This window comes from Solidesulfovibrio sp. DCME (assembly GCF_049995385.1).
Classification (GTDB): domain Bacteria; phylum Desulfobacterota; class Desulfovibrionia; order Desulfovibrionales; family Desulfovibrionaceae; genus Solidesulfovibrio.
In genome coordinates this window covers 4,280,869-4,302,534 of sequence record NZ_CP188261.1, presented here as the reverse complement: position 1 = coordinate 4,302,534, position 21,666 = coordinate 4,280,869, and the positions used below count along the sequence as shown (strand labels likewise).

Annotated in this window: 20 protein-coding genes and 1 pseudogene; 7 read left to right on the top strand and 14 right to left on the bottom strand. The window is 60.2% G+C overall.

Annotation, left to right across the window (positions count from 1 at the left end):
- Positions 1–7: 7 nt before the first annotated feature.
- Positions 8–1,060, bottom strand: coding sequence for a Fic family protein (locus tag ACP59X_RS18985; RefSeq protein WP_428561459.1), 1,053 nt, complete (start codon positions 1,058–1,060; stop codon positions 8–10).
- A gap of 245 nt (positions 1,061–1,305) precedes the next feature.
- Here ACP59X_RS18985 and ACP59X_RS18980 point away from each other — a divergent pair.
- A protein-coding gene (locus tag ACP59X_RS18980) for an IS3 family transposase (RefSeq protein WP_428561456.1) occupies positions 1,306–2,441 on the top strand; the annotation gives its coding sequence in 2 pieces (ribosomal slippage) (positions 1,306–1,581 and positions 1,584–2,441; 1,134 coding nt in all).
- Between the two features lie 19 nt (positions 2,442–2,460).
- Here the strand turns inward: ACP59X_RS18980 and ACP59X_RS18975 are convergent.
- The 4 genes from ACP59X_RS18975 to ACP59X_RS18960 are packed head-to-tail and all read right to left on the bottom strand — an operon-like array spanning position 2,461 to position 6,582.
- Positions 2,461–3,900, bottom strand: coding sequence for a zincin-like metallopeptidase domain-containing protein (locus tag ACP59X_RS18975; protein ID WP_428561454.1), 1,440 nt, complete (start codon positions 3,898–3,900; stop codon positions 2,461–2,463).
- Positions 3,890–4,078 carry a hypothetical protein gene (locus ACP59X_RS18970; RefSeq protein WP_428561451.1) on the bottom strand — a complete coding sequence of 63 codons (189 nt, stop codon included), beginning with the start codon at positions 4,076–4,078 and terminating at the stop codon, positions 3,890–3,892. The genes ACP59X_RS18975 and ACP59X_RS18970 overlap by 11 nt, the downstream gene beginning before the upstream one ends.
- Position 4,079: 1 nt before the next feature.
- Complete coding sequence (gene traF / locus ACP59X_RS18965; protein WP_428561448.1) at positions 4,080–4,607, bottom strand: conjugative transfer signal peptidase TraF; 528 nt, start codon at positions 4,605–4,607, stop codon at positions 4,080–4,082.
- Positions 4,582–6,582 (bottom strand): type IV secretory system conjugative DNA transfer family protein, encoded by a 2,001-nt coding sequence (locus ACP59X_RS18960; RefSeq protein WP_428561445.1) that lies wholly within the window; start codon positions 6,580–6,582, stop codon positions 4,582–4,584. Before ACP59X_RS18960 ends, traF begins: the two co-directional genes overlap by 26 nt.
- 77 nt (positions 6,583–6,659) lie before the next feature.
- On the opposite strand from ACP59X_RS18960, the gene ACP59X_RS18955 reads away from it, so the two are divergent.
- On the top strand, positions 6,660–6,914 hold the full coding sequence (locus tag ACP59X_RS18955) for a type II toxin-antitoxin system HicA family toxin (protein ID WP_428561443.1): 255 nt from the start codon (positions 6,660–6,662) through the stop codon (positions 6,912–6,914).
- Positions 6,911–7,252: a type II toxin-antitoxin system HicB family antitoxin gene (locus tag ACP59X_RS18950; RefSeq protein ID WP_428561441.1), complete on the top strand. Its 342-nt coding sequence runs from the start codon at positions 6,911–6,913 to the stop codon at positions 7,250–7,252. Before ACP59X_RS18955 ends, ACP59X_RS18950 begins: the two co-directional genes overlap by 4 nt.
- A 13-nt stretch (positions 7,253–7,265) precedes the next feature.
- Here ACP59X_RS18950 and ACP59X_RS18945 read toward each other — a convergent pair whose 3' ends face one another.
- The 3 genes from ACP59X_RS18945 to trbG are packed head-to-tail and all read right to left on the bottom strand — an operon-like array spanning position 7,266 to position 9,904.
- Entirely contained in the window at positions 7,266–8,507 is a 1,242-nt protein-coding gene (locus ACP59X_RS18945) for a TrbI/VirB10 family protein (RefSeq protein ID WP_428561439.1), read from the bottom strand.
- A gap of 24 nt (positions 8,508–8,531) precedes the next feature.
- Positions 8,532–9,014, bottom strand: coding sequence for a hypothetical protein (locus tag ACP59X_RS18940; RefSeq protein ID WP_428561437.1), 483 nt, complete (start codon positions 9,012–9,014; stop codon positions 8,532–8,534).
- Positions 9,014–9,904 (bottom strand): P-type conjugative transfer protein TrbG, encoded by an 891-nt coding sequence (gene trbG / locus ACP59X_RS18935; RefSeq protein WP_428561434.1) that lies wholly within the window; start codon positions 9,902–9,904, stop codon positions 9,014–9,016. The genes ACP59X_RS18940 and trbG overlap by 1 nt, the downstream gene beginning before the upstream one ends.
- A gap of 104 nt (positions 9,905–10,008) precedes the next feature.
- Here trbG and ACP59X_RS18930 point away from each other — a divergent pair.
- A protein-coding gene (locus ACP59X_RS18930; RefSeq protein WP_428561431.1) for an IS3 family transposase occupies positions 10,009–11,144 on the top strand; the annotation gives its coding sequence in 2 pieces (ribosomal slippage) (positions 10,009–10,284 and positions 10,287–11,144; 1,134 coding nt in all).
- 59 nt (positions 11,145–11,203) lie between these two features.
- On the opposite strand, the gene ACP59X_RS18925 is transcribed toward ACP59X_RS18930, so the two are convergent.
- The 5 genes from ACP59X_RS18925 to ACP59X_RS18905 all read right to left on the bottom strand — a co-directional run bounded on the left by ACP59X_RS18925 (position 11,204) and on the right by ACP59X_RS18905 (position 16,547).
- Positions 11,204–12,073: a tyrosine-type recombinase/integrase gene (locus ACP59X_RS18925; RefSeq protein WP_428561428.1), complete on the bottom strand. Its 870-nt coding sequence runs from the start codon at positions 12,071–12,073 to the stop codon at positions 11,204–11,206.
- A 508-nt stretch (positions 12,074–12,581) separates the two neighbouring features.
- A complete protein-coding gene (locus tag ACP59X_RS18920) occupies positions 12,582–14,060 on the bottom strand; it encodes a hypothetical protein (protein ID WP_428561426.1) in 1,479 nt (492 codons plus the stop codon).
- Positions 14,061–14,996: 936 nt separating this feature from the next.
- Positions 14,997–16,016 carry a GSU2403 family nucleotidyltransferase fold protein gene (locus ACP59X_RS18915; RefSeq protein WP_428561424.1) on the bottom strand — a complete coding sequence of 340 codons (1,020 nt, stop codon included), beginning with the start codon at positions 16,014–16,016 and terminating at the stop codon, positions 14,997–14,999.
- A gap of 100 nt (positions 16,017–16,116) precedes the next feature.
- Complete coding sequence (locus ACP59X_RS18910) at positions 16,117–16,362, bottom strand: helix-turn-helix domain-containing transcriptional regulator (protein WP_428561421.1); 246 nt, start codon at positions 16,360–16,362, stop codon at positions 16,117–16,119.
- Complete coding sequence (locus tag ACP59X_RS18905) at positions 16,359–16,547, bottom strand: type II toxin-antitoxin system RelE/ParE family toxin (protein ID WP_428569966.1); 189 nt, start codon at positions 16,545–16,547, stop codon at positions 16,359–16,361. The genes ACP59X_RS18910 and ACP59X_RS18905 overlap by 4 nt, the downstream gene beginning before the upstream one ends.
- Positions 16,548–17,072: 525 nt before the next feature.
- Between ACP59X_RS18905 and ACP59X_RS18900 the strand changes: the two genes are divergently transcribed.
- The 3 genes and pseudogenes from ACP59X_RS18900 to ACP59X_RS18890 form a co-directional block, all read left to right on the top strand.
- Positions 17,073–17,627: a hypothetical protein gene (locus tag ACP59X_RS18900; protein WP_428561419.1), complete on the top strand. Its 555-nt coding sequence runs from the start codon at positions 17,073–17,075 to the stop codon at positions 17,625–17,627.
- A gap of 37 nt (positions 17,628–17,664) precedes the next feature.
- On the top strand, positions 17,665–18,873 hold the full coding sequence (locus ACP59X_RS18895; RefSeq protein ID WP_428558936.1) for an IS256 family transposase: 1,209 nt from the start codon (positions 17,665–17,667) through the stop codon (positions 18,871–18,873).
- A 58-nt stretch (positions 18,874–18,931) separates the two neighbouring features.
- Positions 18,932–19,846 (top strand): annotated as a pseudogene (locus tag ACP59X_RS18890) (reverse transcriptase domain-containing protein); the annotation flags it as partial.
- A gap of 257 nt (positions 19,847–20,103) precedes the next feature.
- Here ACP59X_RS18890 and ACP59X_RS18885 read toward each other — a convergent pair.
- Positions 20,104–21,333, bottom strand: coding sequence for a tyrosine-type recombinase/integrase (locus ACP59X_RS18885; protein ID WP_428561417.1), 1,230 nt, complete (start codon positions 21,331–21,333; stop codon positions 20,104–20,106).
- Positions 21,334–21,666 lie beyond the last annotated feature (333 nt).

Genomic DNA, 21,666 nt, shown 5'->3' with positions numbered 1-21,666 from the left:
GAGACGATCAGGCGAGGCCATACCACGCTCCACGCCCGGCACCGTGCAGGACCAAATGACCTTGCTCGACAAGCGATTTTAAATGGTCCTTGACCGTATGCCGGCTCGCACCGCTCACTTTGGCAGCTTCCGCCACTGTGATCCGGCCATGTTCCCGCGCCAGCTCAAGGATCAGCACCGACAATTCGGGCATCTCGGCAAGCATGATCCGCTCGCGCTCCATCTTCTTTTCAAGCCGCTGCTTCTGGCGTTGCAAGGCCCGCAGGAAGAACTCCAGCCAAGGATTCCAGTCCGGCTCAGCCGTGTGGATTGTCCCCTGGGTCCGCCGCAGAGAAAGGTAATAGCCTTCCTTGCTCTGCTCGATCACGCTTTCCAGCGAGCTATATGGCACATAGGCATAGCCTGCTCGCAGCAGGAGCAGCGTCGTCAGGATGCGCGACAGACGGCCGTTGCCGTCCTGAAAGGGATGGATTTCAAGAAACACCACCACGAAGATCGCGATAACCAGCAAAGGATGAAGGCTCTTGTCCTTCTCCCGTTCAGCCACCCATTCGAGCAGCTCCGCCATGCGGCGTGGTGTGTCGAAAGGCGTGGCCGTCTCGAACACAACGCCAAGGCTCTTGCCATTCTCATCGAAGGCTTCGACATGGTTAGCGAGAGTCTTGTATGACCCGCGATGCCGCTCATCCTTGGACGAATGAACCAGGAGATCACGGTGGAGCTGCCGGATATAGTTCTCCGTCAAGGGTATGGCGTCATAGGCGTTGAAGATCGTCTCCATGACCTCGGCATAACCAGCGACTTCCTGCTCATCCCGCGTGGAGAACGAGCCGACGCGAATGTTTGCTAATAGCTTCTCCACTTCGCGGTCGCTGAGCCTCGCACCCTCGATACGGGTTGAGGAACCGATGCTTTCGATCGTGGCGACACGGCGCAGGCTGGAGAGGCGCTCTGGCGCGATCCGTCCAATCGCACGCCAAGCCCCTTTGAACTCGTCGATCTCTGCGATGAGCGACAAAATTTCTGTCGTGATGCGAAGCGTTGCGGCGTTGAGCGTCATGCTATTGATCCATCCATTTTCATCCAATAATTATGTCCCAACCATTGCCATTTATCCATCCATTTCCATCCGTTTATTAAATAAGGAGGCGACGGTCAACTAAAAGTCAGCTCCCCATGTTGGCAAATTTGACTCTTAGCGCACTACGCGGCGCGCTGAGGAGAGCCTTCCGCCCAGCTGAGCTGGTCGCGGAAAATTGGACAGTCTGCTAAGCTATAGTCCTCAAACGAGGAGGACGGTTTTCGATGTCCCATCGACGCAAGTTTTCAGCGGAGTTTAAGGCCAAAGTGGCGCTCGAGGCCCTGTCCGGCGAGTTGACCTTGGCCGAGTTGGCCAGCAAGTACGACGTGCATCCGACGCAGATTGCGGGTTGGAAGCGTCAGGCCAAGGAAGGTATGGTTGCTGCCTTTTCGGGGAGGGCTGCGACCGTGCAGAAGGATGCCGCCGCCGAAATCCGGGAACTCCACGCCAAGATCGGCCAATTGACCGTGGAAAAGGATTTTTTAGAGCGAGCCTTCGCCAAACGGTGAGTCGCGGGCGAAGGCGTGGGATGGTCGAACGCGAGCATCCCCGACTCAGTATTTGCCGGCAGTGCAACATCCTCGGACTGGCCAGGTCGACTTGGTACCATCGCCCTAAAGGCGAGTCGGCCATGAATCTGGACCTGATGCGGCGCATCGACGAGCAGTTTCTGGAGACGCCGTTTTACGGTTCGCGCCAGATGCGACGGCACTTGCGGCATCAGGGCATCGAGATCGGACGTGGCCGCGTGCGGCGGTTGATGCGCAAAATGGGACTGATGGCGATCTACCAGAAGCCCAAGACCAGCCAGCCACATCCCGGGCACAAGATCTATCCGTATCTGCTGCGAGATCTTGCGATCAAACGGCCGGATCAGGTGTGGTGCGCCGACATCACGTATGTCCGCATGAAGCGGGGCTTTCTGTATCTGGTGGCGGTCATGGACTGGCACAGCCGGGCGGTGCTGTCCTGGCGGCTATCCAACACCCTGGATGCCGATTTCTGCGTTGCCGCCTTGGAAGAGGCCATGAATCGTTACGGGGTGCCGGAGATCTTCAACACGGACCAAGGCTCGCAGTTCACTGGCCAGGACTTCACCCAGGCGCTCAAGGATGCCGGCGTCGCCATCTCCATGGATGGCAAAGGCCGGTGGATGGACAACGTCTTCATTGAACGCCTGTGGCGCTCGGTGAAATGGGAATGCGTCTACCTGCGGGAATTCGAAACCGGCAGTCAGGCTCGCCAAGCGCTTGGAGACTGGTTCCGCTTCTACAACGAGCAGCGGCCGCATACGGCTTTTGACGGTCGCCGCCCCATGGACGTATACCGGGATGGCCACTCGGCCTCCAAGGCGGCATGAGCACCAACCGGACTATAGCTTAACTGCGCCGCCAACCTGTCCAACCTACCCGGACCACCTCAGAGAGCACGTGCCCGGTCGCTTTCCAGTTGGTTTTCTCGCCGGTCTTATGGTTCTGGATGAACCCGGCCGGGATGCCGTCCAGGTAGCCCACATAGGCACCGTCGAGTTTGCCCGCTACCCCGTCCAGTAAAGGCGTTCGGTGAATCTTCCCGTCCATGACCGGTTCCTGGCCGCCAAGGTCGAGGCCAGCGGCCTTGAGTGCCTGCGTGAATTCCACCTGTGGCGGTATGGCGGGGGCGACCTCCGGCGTCTTCTCCGGTAACCACGCCTTGAGCTTGGCCATGTCCGCGCCTTCGGGGGCGTACCAGAGCTTGGCCTCGGGGTCCCATCTGGCCCCGGCAGCCTTGGCTCGTCCCTTTTCCCGGTAGGGCACGGCCAGGAAGACCTTCTGATCGACTGGTTCCCTGCCTGCCTCCTGGCCGGAATCCTGGCCAACCAGCGGCGCGCGAGCCGCGACATCTTCTTCACGCCCTCCAACCAACTCCTGACGCTGTTCCTGCTTCTGTTCCATAGCGATGACGAAGTGTTTGATCCGTTCGGCATCCCGGCAGGCCCGGACGATCTCGAAGGGATCCTTCTCCAGGGCCTTGATCCAGGAACCCACATACGCCAGATGCTGGCCCGGATCGTGCCCGATGCCCAGGTCCTGGCCGAGCATCCAGGAGGCGATTTCCGCCCGTAGTTCCTCCCGGGCATAGACCTCGGAGCCAAACGGGCCAAATTCCCGGGCCAAACGCGAGACATGCCCGGTCCAATGGCCAAGCTCGTGCAAGGCCGTGGCGTAGTAAGTGTCCTGCCCCATGAAGTGGTCTTTGGGCGGCAGGCAGATCTCGTCCGTGCTCAGACTGTAGAAGGCCCGGTTGCGCTGGTTGTGCTTGATGACCGCACCGGAGTTTTGAAGGATGGCCTCGGCTTTTTCGTTCGGGTTCCAGGGCGGCACCAGTGACGGTTTGTCCAGGGGAGGAATCTCGCCGGCAAGCTGGCTCACGTGGAAGACTGATGAAAAACGGACAATGGGCCGGGTCAGCTCGACCTTCTCCATGACCTGATTGCCCTCGCCGTCCAGGACCGGCTTCCCGTCGTCGTCCCGGGCCGGTTCCTCCTTGGAAAATTGCCAGTAGACGATGCACTGGGATTTCTCGCCCTTCCTGACCCGACAATCCAGGGTGTTGGCTTGGCGTAGCGTCATCCAGCGCGGATCGTCGAAGCCGTACCGGGAAAGCATGACCCGATTGATGCCACTGTAGACCGTGCCGGAAACCGGATTCATGGGCGCAAGCACCTCGCCGGGCCGCCAGGGCTTTTGCCAGGGGGCCACACCGCGCTTCAGGTCCTCAATGATCTTTTCGGCAAACTCCTCATGAAAGGGTTTGCGGTTTTTCTTGTCATCGGCCATGGCCGGCCTCCACCGCGTCCCCCTCGGGATCGTCCAGGTCATCAAGGCCAACGGCCGTTTCTTCGAAAGCCCCCATGAAGTCCGCCACGTCGGGATCGACCGGGATGCCGAGGTCAGGGAATTCCGAGGCCTCGGCGTCCACCACAGTGGCCGCAGCCATGAGACGGTTCTTGTCCATGTCATTCTCCTTTGGGGACAATAAGGAAGACGGGCTCGACCTTTCGCAGGCTGGCCATGGGGACCAGCCCGAAGTAGCGACTGTCAAAGCCGCCGGGATGCCGGTCGGAGAGCACCAGCGCCAGGCCCTCCGGGATCGTCCGCGATCCGAAGTTTTCGGCCTCGGGCATGGGGCGGCCAAGGCTGTCCCGCGACAATGCCCGGCTTTGGGGCCACAACCGGCCATTGATGGCGATGCCATCCTGGTCAGCCTCGATATGGTCCCCCGGCATGCCGGCGGCGCGCTTGAGCAGGGGCTCCAGGCCATTGGGGCAGGAACCGGGTCGCAGATAGTTCCGCTTCAGGGCCAGGGTGGCGAAAGCCCCATCCTCCAGACAGACGCTGACCAGATCGCCGCGCTCCGGAGCGCCAGGAGCAAGGAGGTAGACGCCTCGGGGCATAGAAGCCGTGGCGTTGATCCGCAGGCCGAAGACCCAAAAGAGGCCCAAGGCTGCCAGTGTGAGGCTACACGCGCTCAAGATAACTTTCATACCCCTTGCTCTTGTCCGACTGATCTGCTGTGGGGGCGTGCTCGGGCTCGACAACCGTATGGATGGTGATTTCGCGGTAAAGGGAGTCCGAGACCAGGGGCGCTTCGATGCGCGCCCGGCGCGAGAAGACCGGGTCCAGAAAATACAGAATCTGGCGGCCGTAGATGGGCGGACGGCCGGCGCAGAAAACCAGCATGTCGCCCGGGGCGACGACCTTGCCCGTGGCATCTTTCTGGGGACCGGGCAGGCGCATGCACTCGTCTTCGGTCAAAAGCGGCCGGGCGGTTTCCGAGACGCTCACTGAGGCGTTTTTGAGCGAGCCGCTACGGGAGCCTGAAAGCGAGGTCTTCTTCTCCACCACCGTGGTTTTGCCGGTCATGGCCGAAAGCACCTGGGCGGTCTCAATGGTGTTGGGGGCGTAGGCCACGCGGATGTGGCAGTTGGCCATAAGCCCGTTGTCCTTGCCGTACACGGCACTTAACTGCACGATATCCTGGACGATAAAATAGCCTTTGATGCCGTAGCCGGCCATGTAGGCGATGGCCCGTTCGATGCTGTCGAGGCGGCCCAGGGCGGTGAATTCATCCAGGAGCAACAAGAGCCGATGCTTCGGAGCCGCGCCCTCGGACTTCCCGCCGAATTCCATGCGGGCCGTGGAGCGACTTAAAAGCAGGTTCACGACGATGCGAATGAGCGGGCGCAGGCGATCAATGTCCGCCGGGCTGATGACAAGATAGAGACTGACGGGTTTGTCATGGTGCATGAGATCGGCCAGCCGGAAATCCGAGCGGCCGATGTTCCGAGCCACCACCGGGTCGCGGTACAGCGCCAGGTTGGCCACGGCCGTGGAGACCACGCCGGAGAGCTCGTTGTCGGCCTTGTTTAAAATCTCCCGGGCGGCCGAGGCGATGAAGGCGTGCAGGTCCTGGCCCTGGTGTCCCTCGGGGAAGACCTTATCCAGCAAGGCGGCATGATCCGTGTCCAGCATCTCCTGGAACATCTCCCGGACGCCTCGGTGGGCGTCGGCCAGCGTGCGGGAGAGGTCAAAAAGCGTTGCCGTGCGCTGCTCCTTGTGCCTGACCATGACCATGCAGTGCAGCAGCGTTCCGCCGAGAAAGGCGAAGGCAGCTTTGTTCCAATAGTCGGCCAGCCCCTTGCCTTGCGGGTCCAGGATCATGCCGACGAGATTTTGGGCATCGGGTATGGCGTGGATGGTTTCCAGACGGATTTCTTCCAGGGGATTGAAGCAGGCCGAAGCACCCGTGGCGTCGGAGGGATCGAACTTGAGCACCGTATGCCCGATGGACCTCCGGTACCCGGCGGTCAGGCTCCAGTTCTCTCCCTTGATGTCGAAGATCACGGCGGAATCCTGCCAGGAAAGCAGCGTGGGCAGGATGAGGCCCACGCCCTTGCCGGACCTGGTCGGCGCGAAACACAGGATGTGCTCCGGTCCGCTATGGCGCAGGTAGCGCTGCACAGATGCCGGCTTCCCGCCAAGGGAACGCCCCAGAGCGGGGAGACCACGAAAGGTCTTGATCCAACCGCCGACATAGACGCCCTGGCCGCCGAGGAGTCCCATGGCCCGGATATCGGCCTCATCGGCCCAGCGGGCCGAACCGTGCAGGTCGTCGCGGCCATCGCTTAAGCGCATCCGGCCAAGCCACAACCCGAGAACCAGGAGCTGGGGCAGGATGAAGATGGCCTGGGCGATGACCAACGACTTCTGGACCTGGCCCTGCCGATCCGCAATCCGCTTCTGCCAGTCGAAGATCTTCCAGGGGGCATACCAAGAAATCCCGAAGGTCTTGGCCAGAGGAATCCCGAGAGCGGGCTGGAAACCATACAGGGAGGCCACGCGCTGGGTGGCGACGGACATGGCGAGCACGGCCAGGACGGCCACGAAAACGAGATACGGCCAGCGAGAACGGCGCTGGCGTCTGGCCTTCCCGAGGCCGTAGGGGCGGTCAGCAGGCACCTCGTGTTCCCCTAATGGCAGGTCGTTCTTTGGAGCGCCTGCCTTGACTTGTCACTAGGAAGTAGTACCATTTTGTCGTGAACAACAAACACCGCAAAACCCTGGCGGCGATCTTCGCGGACCCGGTCAGCCCGTCCATTCCCTGGGAAGACATCGAATCCTTGCTGCGGGCTCTGGGTGCGGAAATCCTCGAAGGCCGAGGATCGCGAGTGCGTGTGGATCTTAACGGCCGGTTTTCGGTGTTCCATCGACCGCACCCACAGCCCACGACGGACAAAGGCGCGGTGAAGTCGATGCGGCGTTTCCTTGAAAACGCGGGAGTCAAGCCATGAACGTTTTGACCTACGAGGGCTATCAGGGCCGGTTCGAGTACGACCCCGACGCGGATATTTTTCACGGCGAGGTGATGAACCTGGCCGACGTCATCACTTTTCAGGGGCGGTCCATCGACGATCTCAAACAGGCCTTGGCGGATTCCGTCGAAGATTACCTGGAATTCTGTGCGCTCAAGGGCAGGAAGCCCGAAAAGCCGTATTCCGGACGCTTCAACGTCCGAATCGCCCCGGAACTGCACCAGCGCATCGCCCAGAAGGCGAACGCCGATGGCAAGAGCCTCAACCATTGGGTGGCGGAGGCGCTTGACCGGGCCGTGGCGACCAACCACGCGTAAATAAGTCGACGGCTTACCGAAGCGGCACATACGGGGCCTTCATGACCATGTCCTTGGTCACGATGATGTTGAACTGATAGCCGGGTCGGATTTCGAGCGTCGGCTTGATGTTGAGATTTTTCTCCAGAAGCTTGGTGGTGGTCTGGCCGAGCTGGCTGGCCAGGGCCGAGGCCATCTCGTCCTGCATCGAGGGCACGCCACTTGAGGTGTTGCCCTTCACGTTGAGGGAGTCCATGGCGAAGGCGTTGCTACCGGAGATGAGCGACATGAGCACGGCGGAGCCGAACACACGGAGATAGTGGTTGTTCACCTCGTCGTTGAACCCTGCATACCCGCTCATGTCCGCGCCGGGCATGGCTCCCAGGGTGATCGCCGAACCGTCCGGGAAGATGATCCGGTTCCAGGCCACGAGCACCCGCGACTGGCCGTAGATGACCCGGGAGTCGTAGACCCCAAAAAGCTTCGCGCCCTGGGGGATGATGAGATAACGGCCCGTGGCCGTGTCGAAGACGTTCTGGCTGACCTGGGCGATGATCGAGCCTGGCAAATCGGAATTGATGCCTGTGATCATGACGCCGGGGATGACCGTGCCGGTTTTCACTTCAAAGGGCTGGCCGGGCGTGCGCGTACCGGGGAGCGTCCATTCCTTGTCCGCTCCCCCTTGCTGCCTGGCGCGAGAGAAAAACGCCTCCTTGTCCTTGTCGGCCGCCGGATTGTAGTCGCCGGGAGCGAGTCCGGCGAGGCTTGCCGCCAAACCCTTGGGCGCATCCCCTGATTCCGGTTGCCGAGCCTCCGGGGCGTTCGTTCCTGCATTTGCTTGTGCCGTCTGCCGTGTCTGTTCCCCTTTCTTGGCACTCAGCGGAGAAGACAGCGCACTGAGCTGGGCTTGCAGCTTGTAGCGGCGAAGCTGCTCCTGTTCCCTTCGCCAGGCTTCGGCTTGGTCGTTTTTCTTCGGAGCGACAACGACAATCGGCTTTTGGGGCTCAAGAATCGCCGGGCTTTTTTCCTTGGAAGGTGTCGTGGCTAGTCCCGGGCCGGCGTCCACAGGCAGCAACGGCTTGTCGGCGGCCGCATCCGCCGTCAGCCTCGCATCGTCCTTTTTGCGGCGTTCGGAGAAGTTGACCGAATAGATCAGAACCGCCGCCAGGATGAGGCCGACAAGGAGGACCAGGATGAGCGGTTTCTTGCTCATCCTGGCCACGGCCAGACCGGAGGCTCCCGGCGGCGTGAATTCGTTGGGACTGTTGTCGGACATGGTATTTCCGAGCCTCGTGGGAGTCTATTGCGGGAGCGCCTTGCCCTCTGGGGGATTCCCGGATTCCGATGCTTCCCCCTTCTCAGGCGAAACGGTCTGCACCATGCCGCCGTCGGGCTTGGTTTCAGGACCAAGGGAGTAGACCCTGGAGACGGAAAAACCGTCGGAGGCTTTGACGTGGAGGTACCAGACGCCGGGCTCGTCTTTTATGGCGTCGAGGGTGTAGGCCACGGTCAGGACGCCTGAGCCGCCGGCCGCTTCCAGGCGGAAGCCGCGTTCCCGCAACCGACCTTCCAGAGCGGCGTTGAAATGCCCGCTCTTGGAGGGCTCCAGGTGCAAGGCGGTCCGGCCCGGGGGATACTCGTCCGCGAGCTTGCCCGCCGCGTCCTCGGCAATGACCGTTTCCTGCTTCGGTGTGATCCCCTCGGCGCTAAACGACCCGACATGCCGGGGCGCGCAACCAGCCAGCAAAAGGCCCAACCAGAGAGATATGATGTAGAAGCGCATCAGCTTTTCTCCCGTGTGATTTCGATTTTCTCCTGATCGCTGCCCACGCCGACAATGAGCAGGACCCGGTCGAAGAGACCGTCCATGACCATGGTCCGCTCCTTCAACCGGTAGTTGACCAGCACGTTGCCCGAGGCTTTGCGCACGAGCAGGATCGGCATTTCCCCGGTAACCGTGGACTCTGGAAGGCGGATAAAGGTTTGCTTGCCGTCATCGTAGACCTGGGTGGGCCTCCAGGAGGCACGGCCCTTGAGGGCGTAGCCGAAGTTCAGCCTGCTCAAATCCATGTCCCGGCCACCCACCGAAGCCGTGCGCCAAAGCTTTTCCTTGGCGTCCTTGTCTGCCTGCTCCTTGAAATGGCGCACATGGTCTTCCTGGTAGGTGAAACCGACATACGGAGTATGGCCGGAACGCTCCGAAACCAGCCGCAGGTGATAGACCCGGCGATTGGTGGTGACCACGGCGGAGGTTTCCAGCCCCGCATCCACCGGCTTGATGAGCAGGTGCACGGTTTCGCTTTCACCCGAACCGGACTTGCTCACGTCCACGAGCCAGCGGGCCGAGTCGCCGACCACGACTTCGTTGAGGGTCTCGCCGGGCTGCAATTCCACGTCGCAGACTTGAAACGGCGAGGCGATGACCGTGGGCAGGCTCGCGCCGTGCACGTAGAGCACCCGGCCGTTGCCGTCGCGACTTGGCGTTACGGATTTGGCCGCCCAATCCTGGGCCAACTCCAGGGCCTTGCGTTCCTTGGCCGTGAGCTTGACCGGCTTGTCGCTGATGTAATCCGGCATGGGCGGCAGCGGCCCAGGCGTATCAACGCCGCCCTCGCCGTTTCCCGGCAGTTGGCGTTCCAGGGGCGCGTCCATGGTCTTTCGCGCCGCATACAAGGTGATCTTGTCCTTTCCGTCCTGGGCCAGGACCGATTGAGCTGGTCGCGGAAAATTGGACAGTCTGCTAAGCTATAGTCCTCAAACGAGGAGGACGGTTTTCGATGTCCCATCGACGCAAGTTTTCAGCGGAGTTTAAGGCCAAAGTGGCGCTCGAGGCCCTGTCCGGCGAGTTGACCTTGGCCGAGTTGGCCAGCAAGTACGACGTGCATCCGACGCAGATTGCGGGTTGGAAGCGTCAGGCCAAGGAAGGTATGGTTGCTGCCTTTTCGGGGAGGGCTGCGACCGTGCAGAAGGATGCCGCCGCCGAAATCCGGGAACTCCACGCCAAGATCGGCCAATTGACCGTGGAAAAGGATTTTTTAGAGCGAGCCTTCGCCAAACGGTGAGTCGCGGGCGAAGGCGTGGGATGGTCGAACGCGAGCATCCCCGACTCAGTATTTGCCGGCAGTGCAACATCCTCGGACTGGCCAGGTCGACTTGGTACCATCGCCCTAAAGGCGAGTCGGCCATGAATCTGGACCTGATGCGGCGCATCGACGAGCAGTTTCTAGAGACGCCGTTTTACGGTTCGCGCCAGATGCGACGGCACTTGCGGCATCAGGGCATCGAGATCGGACGTGGCCGCGTGCGGCGGTTGATGCGCAAAATGGGACTGATGGCGATCTACCAGAAGCCCAAGACCAGCCAGCCACATCCCGGGCACAAGATCTATCCGTATCTGCTGCGAGATCTTGCGATCAAACGGCCGGATCAGGTGTGGTGCGCCGACATCACGTATGTCCGCATGAAGCGGGGCTTTCTGTATCTGGTGGCGGTCATGGACTGGCACAGCCGGGCGATGCTGTCCTGGCGGCTATCCAACACCCTGGATGCCGATTTCTGCGTTGCCGCCTTGGAAGAGGCCATGAATCGTTACGGGGTACCGGAGATCTTCAACACGGACCAAGGCTCGCAGTTCACTGGCCAGGACTTCACCCAGGCGCTCAAGGATGCCGGCGTCGCCATCTCCATGGATGGCAAAGGCCGGTGGATGGACAACGTCTTCATTGAACGCCTGTGGCGCTCGGTGAAATGGGAATGCGTCTACCTGCGGGAATTCGAAACCGGCAGTCAGGCTCGCCAAGCGCTTGGAGACTGGTTCCGCTTCTACAACGAGCAGCGGCCGCATACGGCTTTTGACGGTCGCCGCCCCATGGACGTATACCGGGATGGCCACTCGGCCTCCAAGGCGGCATGAGCACCAACCGGACTATAGCTTAACTGCGCCGCCAACCTGTCCAACCTACCCGGACCACCTCAGACTTCGGTATTGATGAAGACTTTTCCCCCAGGCTTTCTATCGACTTCTTCGCGGACAGTGATGATACCGTGTGCCATATCGACGTCGATCCATTCCAGCCGAAGGATTTCACCCAATCGCATCCCAGTATTCAGCGCAATGACGATGGCTGTATGCAAATCGGCATGACCACATTCCTGGGCTGCTTCGAGAAGTTTGTCCGCCTCCGCATAACTGAGAAAGCGTTCCCTGGCATTTTTAGGTTTAGGCAGGGCTATACCATCGAATGGACTTGGTCCTGTAAGCAATGGAATTCCCTCAATCATAGTCGCGCGGGCCAAGTTAAAGGCTCTCCGCAATATTGCCATGTAATGGAGGGCGGTGGCTTCCGAAGCACCGCTTTTTCTCAAGAAATCCAGGAAGGTTTTGATGTCTTCCTTGGTAATGGCGCAGAGGGGGAAGGAGCCCAGCTTGGAGTGGATATGTTTTTCAATGCGCCCTTTATCATCCAGCCAGGTGCGCTTTGTTCGTTTGGCTTCGGGCAGGTAGAAATCGGTAAGAAAGGCGGAAAGTGTCATGGCTTGAACGCTGATCAATTTCGCTTCGTGTGCTTCAGCGACCTTACGCGCATCGGCCTCGGCGCGAAGGTCACTCAAGCTCTGGGCCCCTGTGCCGGTTGTCACGCCTTCCTTGATTTTGGCGAGCACCTTATGTGCTTTTTCGGGGTTCCAGCCATCGGATGCCCAACCCAGGCCTTCCTCGCAATCTTTATAGTTAATATAGTAACGTATACTGAAGTAGCGATCGGCTTTCCCGTTGTGCTTGCGAGAGGGGTGTTCACGAAATCGAATGCCGGGATAGTTGGTGCGGTTCCATCGGGTAGCCATGGTCCCGGAATAGTCCCGGAAAAAAACGGGGTCAAGGTAGGGCAGGGGAGATGTTTCTCATCTCAACAGTTTGTTATGATTATATTAGGTATGTTGAGGTATGCTTGCGGGGAGTCTTTCGCCGGACTGAAAATCCCCGTGTCGGCAGTTCAATTCTGTCTTTCGGCACCATAGAAATCAAAGGCTTACGGTTGAAAGACTGTAGGCCTTTTTTCTTTTGGCCCATTTGGTCCCGCCCTGGTCCCGCTGTTGAACGTTATGGGGAATGAAGTGAGGTGAAAATAGCCCAGGCCGACAGGGATGGGAAGCGGGCCGTGGAGGGCTGTGACGTCGGCTACCTCACTTTAGGGCGATTCCAATGTCCAGCCGCGCTGGACAAGTGTCGTCCGGTCCGTTTCGCTTGCAGCCGTACCTGACGAGTCGCTCCAAATGTGCCCGTTGGTCACTTGGCTGGCCGCGGCGTCGGCAAAAATTTGGTCCAGGGCCAGGGCGGAAAGGGCGGTTTCTTTTAAATGGTATTCCGCAGCCGAGTGGCGTTGGTGCGACCAAGGCTGACCAACTGGGACTCCTGGTAGGCATAGAGGATGCGCAACGCCGGGGTGTTGGCGAAGCCCGTCATGGACACAAGTCCCCCCGCGCCTGCTTCGCCGGCACCGAAACGGAGCAAGGCCGCTCCGTTGGAGATGCTTAGGTAATGGGCGTGCGTACCTTCTTCAAGGCCGTCTTTTATCACGGTCTGCCCGGACTCCGCCGGCGTGCTTGTGCCGTCGGACCAGTGCCACACCGCCACGGTATCAGAACCACGAAAATCGCAGCGCATGGTGGTGTTCGTCCCATTTGTTGAGAAGTCGACGCGCTGGGCGCCGTTGTTGGGCAATCCCGGCTCCAACGTCCAACTTGTAGCGGTCACGGTCCAGCCCTTGGCCGACAGGTTCTCGGCGTGCGTATAGCCCGTTTCGCCGGGATCGGCATTGCCCCGTATGTCGACCAGGAGGGCGATGTCTTCGGGGGTGTTGTCCGTATTGCGTCCCAGGTTGTCCAATTCGGCGAGAAGAGCGTCCAGGGCGGCGGAACTGAGTTGGTTGTCCTGCACGTCTAGCGCAGTCAACTGGCTGCAACCGGTGATGAACACGTCGGTCAGGCGGTTGCGACGCAACTGCACGATTGCTGTAGAGGTACTGTTTTGCAGGGCTCCGCGTAAGTCCAGGGTGGTGTAGGCGTTGTCATCGGCCAGGATGGAGACCGCTCTGTCGGGGTTGGTTGCCGGTATGCGCAGCGTTCCGTTTTGGTTGTCATTCCAGATGAACAGTTCCGCGAGCAGGGGAAACGGCGACGTGTCCTCGAAAAGAGCCCTGGTCGTGATCTGTGGATTGTCGCGCACGCAGATGTGCCAAACCTGGGAGCCGGTGCTGCCAAAGGTGATGGTCGGATAGTCGTTGAGGGCCCCTCGCAGGTCTTCCAGGTTGGGGCTTCCGGAAAGATCCAGGGAGGAGAGGGAGCAGTCCTCGAAACATGCCCGGCGCAAGGCCGGAGTGTTGGCCAAGTCCACCTGGGTGAGGCTCCCGGACCAATAGCATTCGATGGTGTCCAGGTTCGTGAAGTTGCGAAAATCCAGGTGAGCGATTCGGTTGTAGGAGGAGCACCACTGGGCCAGGGTCGGGGCAACCAGATGCAGGCCCCGGACCTCGGACACCTGTTGGTCGGGAACGAATTCGATGTCCGTGGCTCCGCCGTCCCCGGCGTCGTAGCCGATGTTAATACGCCGCACCGCGCTCCAGGGATCGACGACGAGGCGGTTTTCCCGTTTCGCAGCCGAGCCGTACTGTTTCGAGGGGGTGGGGGAAGAACTGGTCGTGCCATCGGCGAATAGCCAACGAATAGTCGGATTGCCTTCGACCACGAGCACTGGGGAAAAACTCTCGCCCTCGGTGACAAAGACCATGGCCGATTTCTGTCCGGCCAAGATGGCCGGAAGGAACAAGGGCATGTCGTCTCGGCCCTGGGGCCTAGCGGGGGAAGGCAGAATGATAAGCGAAGCTAGGATACATAAGAGGGAGAGGGCGCATGAACGCAAGCGGGGCATAGAACCTCCCGAGAAAGTTGCCGTTTCTAAAGAGCCTGTCCCACGGATGTTGACCGTTATGGAGCGACGATCCTGTAGCCAGCTTTCTCTCCAGACCTACGAACAACGCTCGGGTGCCCGAGGCGGGCGTTGGTTGATATTCGATCGTCTTTCACCCTGCAGATCGAACGCTCTCGCCGCTTCAGTGCCCTACACGCCAGCGAGTCCGGGCCTGTAGAACTCGAGCAGGTTGTGGGTCAGGCACCATAGCTCAAATTCTCCCTTCACCATAACCAGCCCGCGCAGAAGGGACAATGGCCGTGGCAAACGCGAATTTCCGGTCCCGGGGGACATCGAGGACAATGGGACCGACCATCAGGACAAGCTCTTTCTGACTGTAGCCTAGCGGCGATTGCCTGGGTCGACCCCGGGCACATGGAGCGGTCGTAGCCGAGAACGCTGGTCATTTTTGCTCCCATGGCAGTATCGACCACGTCCTAAGATCATCGAACCGAGAAGGGCTTGAGATCGTCGAGGCAGAGAATCTCTCCCTCAAGCATCTTTCTGGCCGGTTCATCACGGTGGATCAACACGGAAACCTTTTGAGACGTCTAACCCTAGTAGAAGTTACACGGACTTCGTTACGAACATGTTACAAGTCCGGCCCCCACGTGCTACCTGCCCGCCATGGAATGGATCATAGGCATCGCCCTTGCCGTGGGCGTTCTTGCCCTGGTGGCGGTCTTCGTCTTGAGGACCAAACGCCATGACGGCGGGACGGTTCGCGGCTGGTTCGAGTTCGACAAGTTCAAGGACGGCGAGAATTGTGCAATATCCGGCCTAGCCGGGGAAATGTCGGTATTATACGTCGATGATTTCCGCCCGCCGCAGAACAGCAAGTGCAGCGTCGAGGCCCACGCCGGCTTTACTGGCCGAGGCAACCATCTTTTTCACCCACTTCTTGTGCAGGCCGCCAGCGATGCGCTTCACGTCCTCGACCATGGCGGGGTCGGACAGGATGGCCTTGGCCACGGCCTCCACCTGCCGGTAGTCCTTGAGGCGCTTGTCTTCCTTGCGCCGCTCCGAGGCCACCAGCAGCTTGTGGAGAAAGAAGGCCGCCATGGATGGAACCACCACCCGGCCGAGGTCTCGGGCCTTGATCTCCATGGGGTTGGAAAGGAGAATACGCATGTAGGGGACGGCCACAGGGGCTATGCCGACGTCGGCTTCGTACACGCTGCCGCGCTCCCGGCCGTCGCCCACGCGGTCCTTGAGGAATTCCACGGATAGTTCGCCGCTCCGGTAGAAAACCGTTCCGTCCGCGTGATTGATGACCTCTTCGAGTCCCAGGCTTTTGAGCATATCGCCCAGGTTGACCTTCTTGCCACGGTAGGGGAGGCGAATGGCGAAATCCACGTCAAGGGTCCGCTCCGGGAAGAACTCCACGCCGCAATAGTTCTGGTAGACCTTGAAACACCAGGAGCCGACAAGCGTAACGCCCTCATCCCACAGGCCGGCCTCGGCCAGGGTTTGGAACAACTCCTGAACGATGGGGAAATAGTCCTCGGTCCTGATTACCTGGCTTGGCATTCCAAGTTCCTTCATGGCGGCTTTGGCTTCCCGGAGAGCATTTACAGCCTTGCTGTGCAAGGCAACGCCACGGATCGTGATGGCGGCATGCTCAGAATCATCCCGGCCGATGTAGATATGCCGCTTGGTCCCGCTCTCAAGTCGCCGCAGATAGATAAAGGAGCTTCCCCCTTCGTCCTTTCTGTATAAAGAGCCTCTCGGATTTATGAGTAGGCGGCCGACGCTTTCCCGCTTGAGCTTGCGGTAGTATTCTCGGCTTTCTTCGAGGATGCCATTGAGGACAAGGGCCATGGTTGCGGTTCTCCCTGGCCAGATTTACCGCCAGAAAACGGGAAAAGTCAATTTGTGGCGGTAGAGGAATCCTCTGTCCGGGGATGGGGCTGGCAAGCGGCTATCTGACGGTCACGGCCAAGTGCATCCCCAGGCCGTCGAGAAAGGGCTTGAGGCGGCACAGGGCTTCCAGGCCCTCGGCCGGCAGATCGGCGGATTGCAAAGACCGGGCTTTGACCACGCGCTCAATCGCCAGGGCCAGGGCCGGGCAATCGCCGTCTTCAAGGGCTGCGCTCAGGTACTCGGCAGCATGGGCGGGGTCGCGGAGCCATTCGGTCATGTGGTCGTCGTAGGAAATGTCCTTCATGGCCGGTCCCTCCAATCCGCCCAATATCGCCGGGCGGTCTTGATGTCTACCGATTGGGTCGTCTTGTCCCCGCCACACAGCAGGACGACCAACCTTTGCCCGTGCTGGCCGGAATAGACCCGATAGCCGGGGCCGTCGTCTATGCGGAGTTCTGGTGCGCCAGGCCAAGCCTGGAGAAGGAGGATGTAAGGAATGCTGAAACCTTCTTTGAAACCCTACGGGTACCCAAGCCCGTCCGGCCAAGTGTGCTGACAGCCGGAACCGAGTGTTGCGCGGACTGGAGCAATCCAGGACGTGAAGCGTACACAGGGAGTTTGTAGGCCTTGCTATTGAGCCCCGAAATTGCGTTCCCGCGGGAGCTGACGACTTCAGAATATCGGAAGGCACCATCTGGGGGCAAGACAGCATCGCTCTCAGGTCCCGCCGGGGTCGAAGAACAAGGCATGCGGACAGGGGGTTTCCCAGGAACCTGGGAGACCCTGTCGTCTCCGCTTGAGAATACGGAAGGGAAGAGCCGGTAATTTCTTCCAGGCCTATCCCGGGTTCGTCTGCTCGGGAACAGGAGCGAAAATCCAGACGACAAGCGGTATCCGAAGGCGAAGGAAACGAAGTCTGAGGAGATGGACGGCAGGGAGTCGGAACGCCTCATAGTACCGATGAATCAGGGGAACCCACCCGGGGACCCAGAGGAGGGAAGGAGGCGTCTGTTCATGGAACTTCTGGAGGGAAAGATGCATGGGAAATCGAGCCCGGAAAGCGTCTCAACGAAACTGCAGAAGGTAGCGGATCTGGCCAAGCAAGCGCCGGAAATGGTGTTCACGACGTTGGCCCACCATATCGACCTCGTCTTTCTGAAGGAAGCATTCCACCTCACCAGGAAGGACGCGGCGTCAGGCGTGGATCAACAGACAGCAGCGGAGTACGAGGAACAGCTGGATAGGAACCTGACGTCGCTTTTGGATCGTTTCAAGAGCGGAACGTACAAGGCCCCTCCGGTCAAGCGGGCGTATATCCCCAAGACAAACGGGGCGGCCCGTCCGATCGGCATCCCGACCATCGAGGACAAGGTACTGCAACGCGCGGTAACCATGGTTCTGGGAGCGGTCTACGAGCAAGATTTCCTCTCTTGCTCATACGGTTTCCGTCCCGGCCGGGGTAGCGTCCACGGAGGTGGTGTAAATTCTGAAGTCGTCCAGGCCGGGGGAGAGCCTCCGGCCCGGACGGAATGGGCGAGGTGGCCATCGGGTCAATTGGCTGTAAGGTGAAGTTACGACGCCGCACCTGCAACCAAAGGAGACCACGATGGCCGAGGACAGCATGGCATTAATCGAGCTGATGCAAAAGGCCGACGGCGGCGATTTTCTCCGCTCCCTGGCGGAAGCCGTCCTGCAGCTTCTCATGGAAGCCGATGTGGACGGCCTCATCGGGGCCAGCCGCCACGAGCGAAGCCCCGAGCGAGTCAGCTACCGCAACGGCTACCGTGACCGCAGCCTTGATACCCGCATCGGCTCCTTGCAACTGCGCATCCCCAAGCTGCGCCAGGGCAGCTACTTTCCGCCCTTCCTGGAGCCACGCAAGACCAGCGAACGCGCCTTGGTGGCCGTCATCCAGGAAGCCTGGATCGGCGGCATCTCCACGCGGCGCGTGGATGATCTGGTCCAGGCCATGGGCCTTTCCGGCATCTCCAAGTCCCAGGTGTCCAAGCTGTGCAAGGACATTGATGAACGGGTCCATGCCTTTCTTTCTCGGCCGCTGACCGGCGAATGGCCCTATTTGTGGCTGGACGCAACCTACCTCAAGCAGCGCGAAGGCGGCCGGGTGGTCAGCGTCGCCGCCATAATCGCCGTGGCGGCGAACACCGAAGGCCGCAGAGAAATCGTGGGACTGCACATCGGCCCCAGCGAGGCCGAGCCGTTCTGGTCTTTTTTCCTCAAAAGCCTTCTTCGTCGGGGACTTGGCGGCGTGAGGCTTGTCGTCTCCGACGCCCATGAAGGCCTCAAGGCCGCCATGGCCAAGACGTTCGGGGCCACGTGGCAACGCTGCCGGGTCCACTGGATGCGAAACGCCTTGGCCCGGGTTCCCAAGTCCCAGCACGCCATGGTCTCGGCCGCCCTGCGCCAGGCCTTTTTACAGCCGGATGCGGCCAACGCCAGCCAGACCTGGCGGCATGTCGCCGATCAGCTTCGTGGAAAATGGCCACGGCTCGCCAGCTTCATGGACGAAACCGAGCACGACGTGCTGGCCTACATGACCTTCCCGGCGCAGCATCGGGTCAAGCTGCACAGCACCAATCCGCTGGAAAGGCTCAATAAAGAAGTGAAGCGGCGGGCGGACGTAGTCGGCATCTTCCCCAACGAACAGTCCATCATCCGGCTCATCGGGGCCATCTTACTGGAGCAAAACGACGAGTGGCAGCTGCAAAGCCGCTACATGCAGGTCGAGGCCATGGCCGAACTCAACACCCAACCAAACGAGGCGCAGCCAGCCCAAATTCCACCAAGAGCAGCCTGACCGAGGGCCACCTCAAGCACACCAGAATTTACACCACGTTGACGGACGTGACCCCGGCCGGTCCTGTCACCAGGCGTTGGAGACGCTGTGGCGTGGCATCATGGGCATAGGTGGCGGGTACGTCTACGAAGTGGACATCCGCAAGTTCTTCGACACGTTGGATCATGGACATCTTCGGAGCTTTCTTGACCTGCGGGTGCGCGATGGTGTGATACGACGGGTCATTGATAAGTGGCTTAAGGCTGGAGTTCTCGAAGCAGGCCAGCTTGTGTATCCAGACGCCGGCACGCCACAAGGAGGAGTGATCTCGCCCCTTCTGGCGAACATCTACCTTCATGAAGTCCTGGACAAATGGTTTGAGCACGTCGTCAGACCGCGTATGCGAGGTGAGGCGTTCCTCATCCGCTACGCTGATGACTTTGTCATGGTCTTCAGCAACGAGATGGATGCCCGGAAGGTCGAGGAGGTGCTGCCGAAGCGACTTGGTCGGTTCGGTCTCGCCGTTCACCCAGAGAAGACTCGCTTGGTGCGATTCCTGCCGCCTTGTGGCGGATCAGGAGGTACTGGACACCAAGGGTTCAGCTTCGACCTGTTGGGTTTTACCCACTACTGGGGCAAGTCGCTCAAGGGAAATTGGGTTGTCAAGCGCAGGACGGCAAAAGATCGTCTTGCCAGGGCCTTGAAATCGGTAGGGGAGTGGTGTCGATTCAATCGGCATAGTGATATCGCCGATCAGTACCGGACTCTCATACTCAAAATCAAAGGTCATTGCCAATACTATGGGATAACCGGTAACTCCCGCAGGCTTAACGCCTTCCGTGATGGAGTGCAGAAGCTGTGGTGGAAGTGGTTGAACCGGCGATCGCAAAGAAACAACATGAGCTGGCAAAACTTCAACCTCATGAAGAAGACTTATCCATTACCAATTCCCGTAGCAATGCATTCTATCTGCCATCGTGTAGCAAGACCATGAACAGAGGAGCCGGATGCCTTAAAGGGGCACGTCCGGATCTGTGGGGGGCGGGGGAAGGAAACTTCCCTCGTCTACCCGACCCAATCCTTCACCAAGCGGTTTTACGTCGCCGGGGTTCCCGGTCGCCAAGCGGTCGAGGCGCTGGCCGATCCGGGCTTGAGCGCGAATATCCCGCAGGGCCTCCAGCCATTCCTTGTACGGGCAACGGCCATCTTCGGCCACATACAAGCGGACGTCACGGGCAACAACAATCGGCGTCACTGCGTCGCGCCTCCCAGGCGCACCACATGGCCGGGCTTGGCGTTGGCCGTGTCGGCTTCCATGGCCCGGAAGGCGTTGGCTATCGCGGCGTCGGCAACGTGGCTGTAGCGCTGCGTGACCACGGGCGTGGAGTGCCCCAGGGTCTTTTGCACCACGGACAGGTCCGTGCCGGCTTCGATGAGCCAGCTTGCACAGGTGTGGCGCAGGCAATGGAAGCTGAAAATCTGCTTGGGATCGTCCACGTCCTTGTTGAGGCCGAGCTTTTCCACGGCAAGGTCGAAGGACTTGGAGATTTTGCCTATCTGCCCACCCACGCGGCTTTTGAAGACCAGTTCGTTGGACGCGCCAGTCCTCATGGATGCGAAAAGCTCCTTCACCCTGGCGGTCATGGGAAGGGAGCGGTCTTTCTCACCCTTGGCGTTGAGGATGTCGATTCGCTCCCGGTCCAGGTCCAGGCATCCCCAGGTCAGGCCCGTGACCTCGGAAAAGCGCATGCCGGTATGCAGGGACAGCAAGGCGATGTCGTGGGTTTGCGGGCTGCGCTCGGCCAGTTCCGCCAGCAGGGCATCCGCCTCGGTCCGGGTCAGATAGCGCTTACGTTCGTTGTTGACCTTGGGCAGGGCCACGCCTTTGGTCGGGCTTTGCACCTGGACGAAGCCGTTATTGCGGGCATGGTTCCAGATGGCCCGGAAGGTGGCGAAGACATACTGGATGGAACGGGGCGACCGGCCGGCACCCGCCATGGCCAGCAGCACCTTTTGCATGTGCATCTGGCGAATGTTTTTCAGCGGCAGGCGACCGACGACGGGGCCGAGCCAGTTCTTGACGTGCTCCTCGGTCTTGCGGTTGGATTCGGGCTTTTTGGTGACGCGGGCGAGAGGAAGGTAGTCGTTGGCGAAGTAGGCGGCGAAAGTGATGTTGTCCCGGGCGCGGGCTTCCTCCTTCTGGCGCTCCTGTTCGCGACGGGCCTCGGCCTGCTTGCGCTTCTCGGCAAGGGTAACGCAGCCTTCGCCAGTTCGTTGCGCCTCCTTGAGCTTCGCCAGCTTCTCGGCTGCCTTTTGGGCGGTCCACCCTTGGCTTGACCAGCCCAGACCTTCTTCCTTGTCCTTGCCGTCCAGCTTGTACCGGACAGAAAAGTAGCGGTCAGGGCGGACGCCGTGTTTCCTGGTTTCGTGCTCGCGGAATCGGACGCCGACGAAGGATGTTTTTACCCATTGCCGAGCCATATTGCGCCCCCATCGGCGGGACTGGTCCCGCTTTGTTCTCAGGAAGACCTACAGAGTCCCCGGGTTTCTGGTCCCGCTCTGGTCCCGCTATTTTATGTGAAGCACAGGCGGGACAGGTGAAGGCCAGTGAAGAGAGAATTGGGTTTAATGCTTGGCAAGTCAAGGGGTTCGTGGCTTCGTGTGAACCGGAGTGAAGCTATTTGGCGGGGACTGAAAATCCCCGTGTCGGAAGTTCAATTCTGTCCCTCGGCACCATGGAAATCAAAGGGTTAGCTGAAAAGCTGGCCTTTTTTTGCCTCATGTTTTTCTCCCCACTCTCTCCCCACTTTGAAA

Bases quoted from the DNA above. Each gene is read 5' to 3' on its own strand.
- ACP59X_RS18985 (WP_428561459.1), bottom strand. From the start codon at position 1,060: ATGACGCTCAACGCCGCAACGCTTCGCATCACGACAGAAATTTTGTCG.
- ACP59X_RS18975 (WP_428561454.1), bottom strand. From the start codon at position 3,900: ATGGCCGATGACAAGAAAAACCGCAAACCCTTTCATGAGGAGTTTGCC.
- ACP59X_RS18970 (WP_428561451.1), bottom strand. From the start codon at position 4,078: ATGGACAAGAACCGTCTCATGGCTGCGGCCACTGTGGTGGACGCCGAG.
- traF (WP_428561448.1), bottom strand. From the start codon at position 4,607: ATGAAAGTTATCTTGAGCGCGTGTAGCCTCACACTGGCAGCCTTGGGC.
- ACP59X_RS18950 (WP_428561441.1), top strand. From the start codon at position 6,911: ATGAACGTTTTGACCTACGAGGGCTATCAGGGCCGGTTCGAGTACGAC.
- ACP59X_RS18945 (WP_428561439.1), bottom strand. From the start codon at position 8,507: ATGTCCGACAACAGTCCCAACGAATTCACGCCGCCGGGAGCCTCCGGT.
- ACP59X_RS18940 (WP_428561437.1), bottom strand. From the start codon at position 9,014: ATGCGCTTCTACATCATATCTCTCTGGTTGGGCCTTTTGCTGGCTGGT.
- ACP59X_RS18925 (WP_428561428.1), bottom strand. From the start codon at position 12,073: ATGGCTACCCGATGGAACCGCACCAACTATCCCGGCATTCGATTTCGT.
- ACP59X_RS18920 (WP_428561426.1), bottom strand. From the start codon at position 14,060: ATGCCCTTGTTCCTTCCGGCCATCTTGGCCGGACAGAAATCGGCCATG.
- ACP59X_RS18915 (WP_428561424.1), bottom strand. From the start codon at position 16,016: ATGGCCCTTGTCCTCAATGGCATCCTCGAAGAAAGCCGAGAATACTAC.
- ACP59X_RS18910 (WP_428561421.1), bottom strand. From the start codon at position 16,362: ATGAAGGACATTTCCTACGACGACCACATGACCGAATGGCTCCGCGAC.
- ACP59X_RS18900 (WP_428561419.1), top strand. From the start codon at position 17,073: ATGGAACTTCTGGAGGGAAAGATGCATGGGAAATCGAGCCCGGAAAGC.
- ACP59X_RS18895 (WP_428558936.1), top strand. From the start codon at position 17,665: ATGGCCGAGGACAGCATGGCATTAATCGAGCTGATGCAAAAGGCCGAC.
- ACP59X_RS18885 (WP_428561417.1), bottom strand. From the start codon at position 21,333: ATGGCTCGGCAATGGGTAAAAACATCCTTCGTCGGCGTCCGATTCCGC.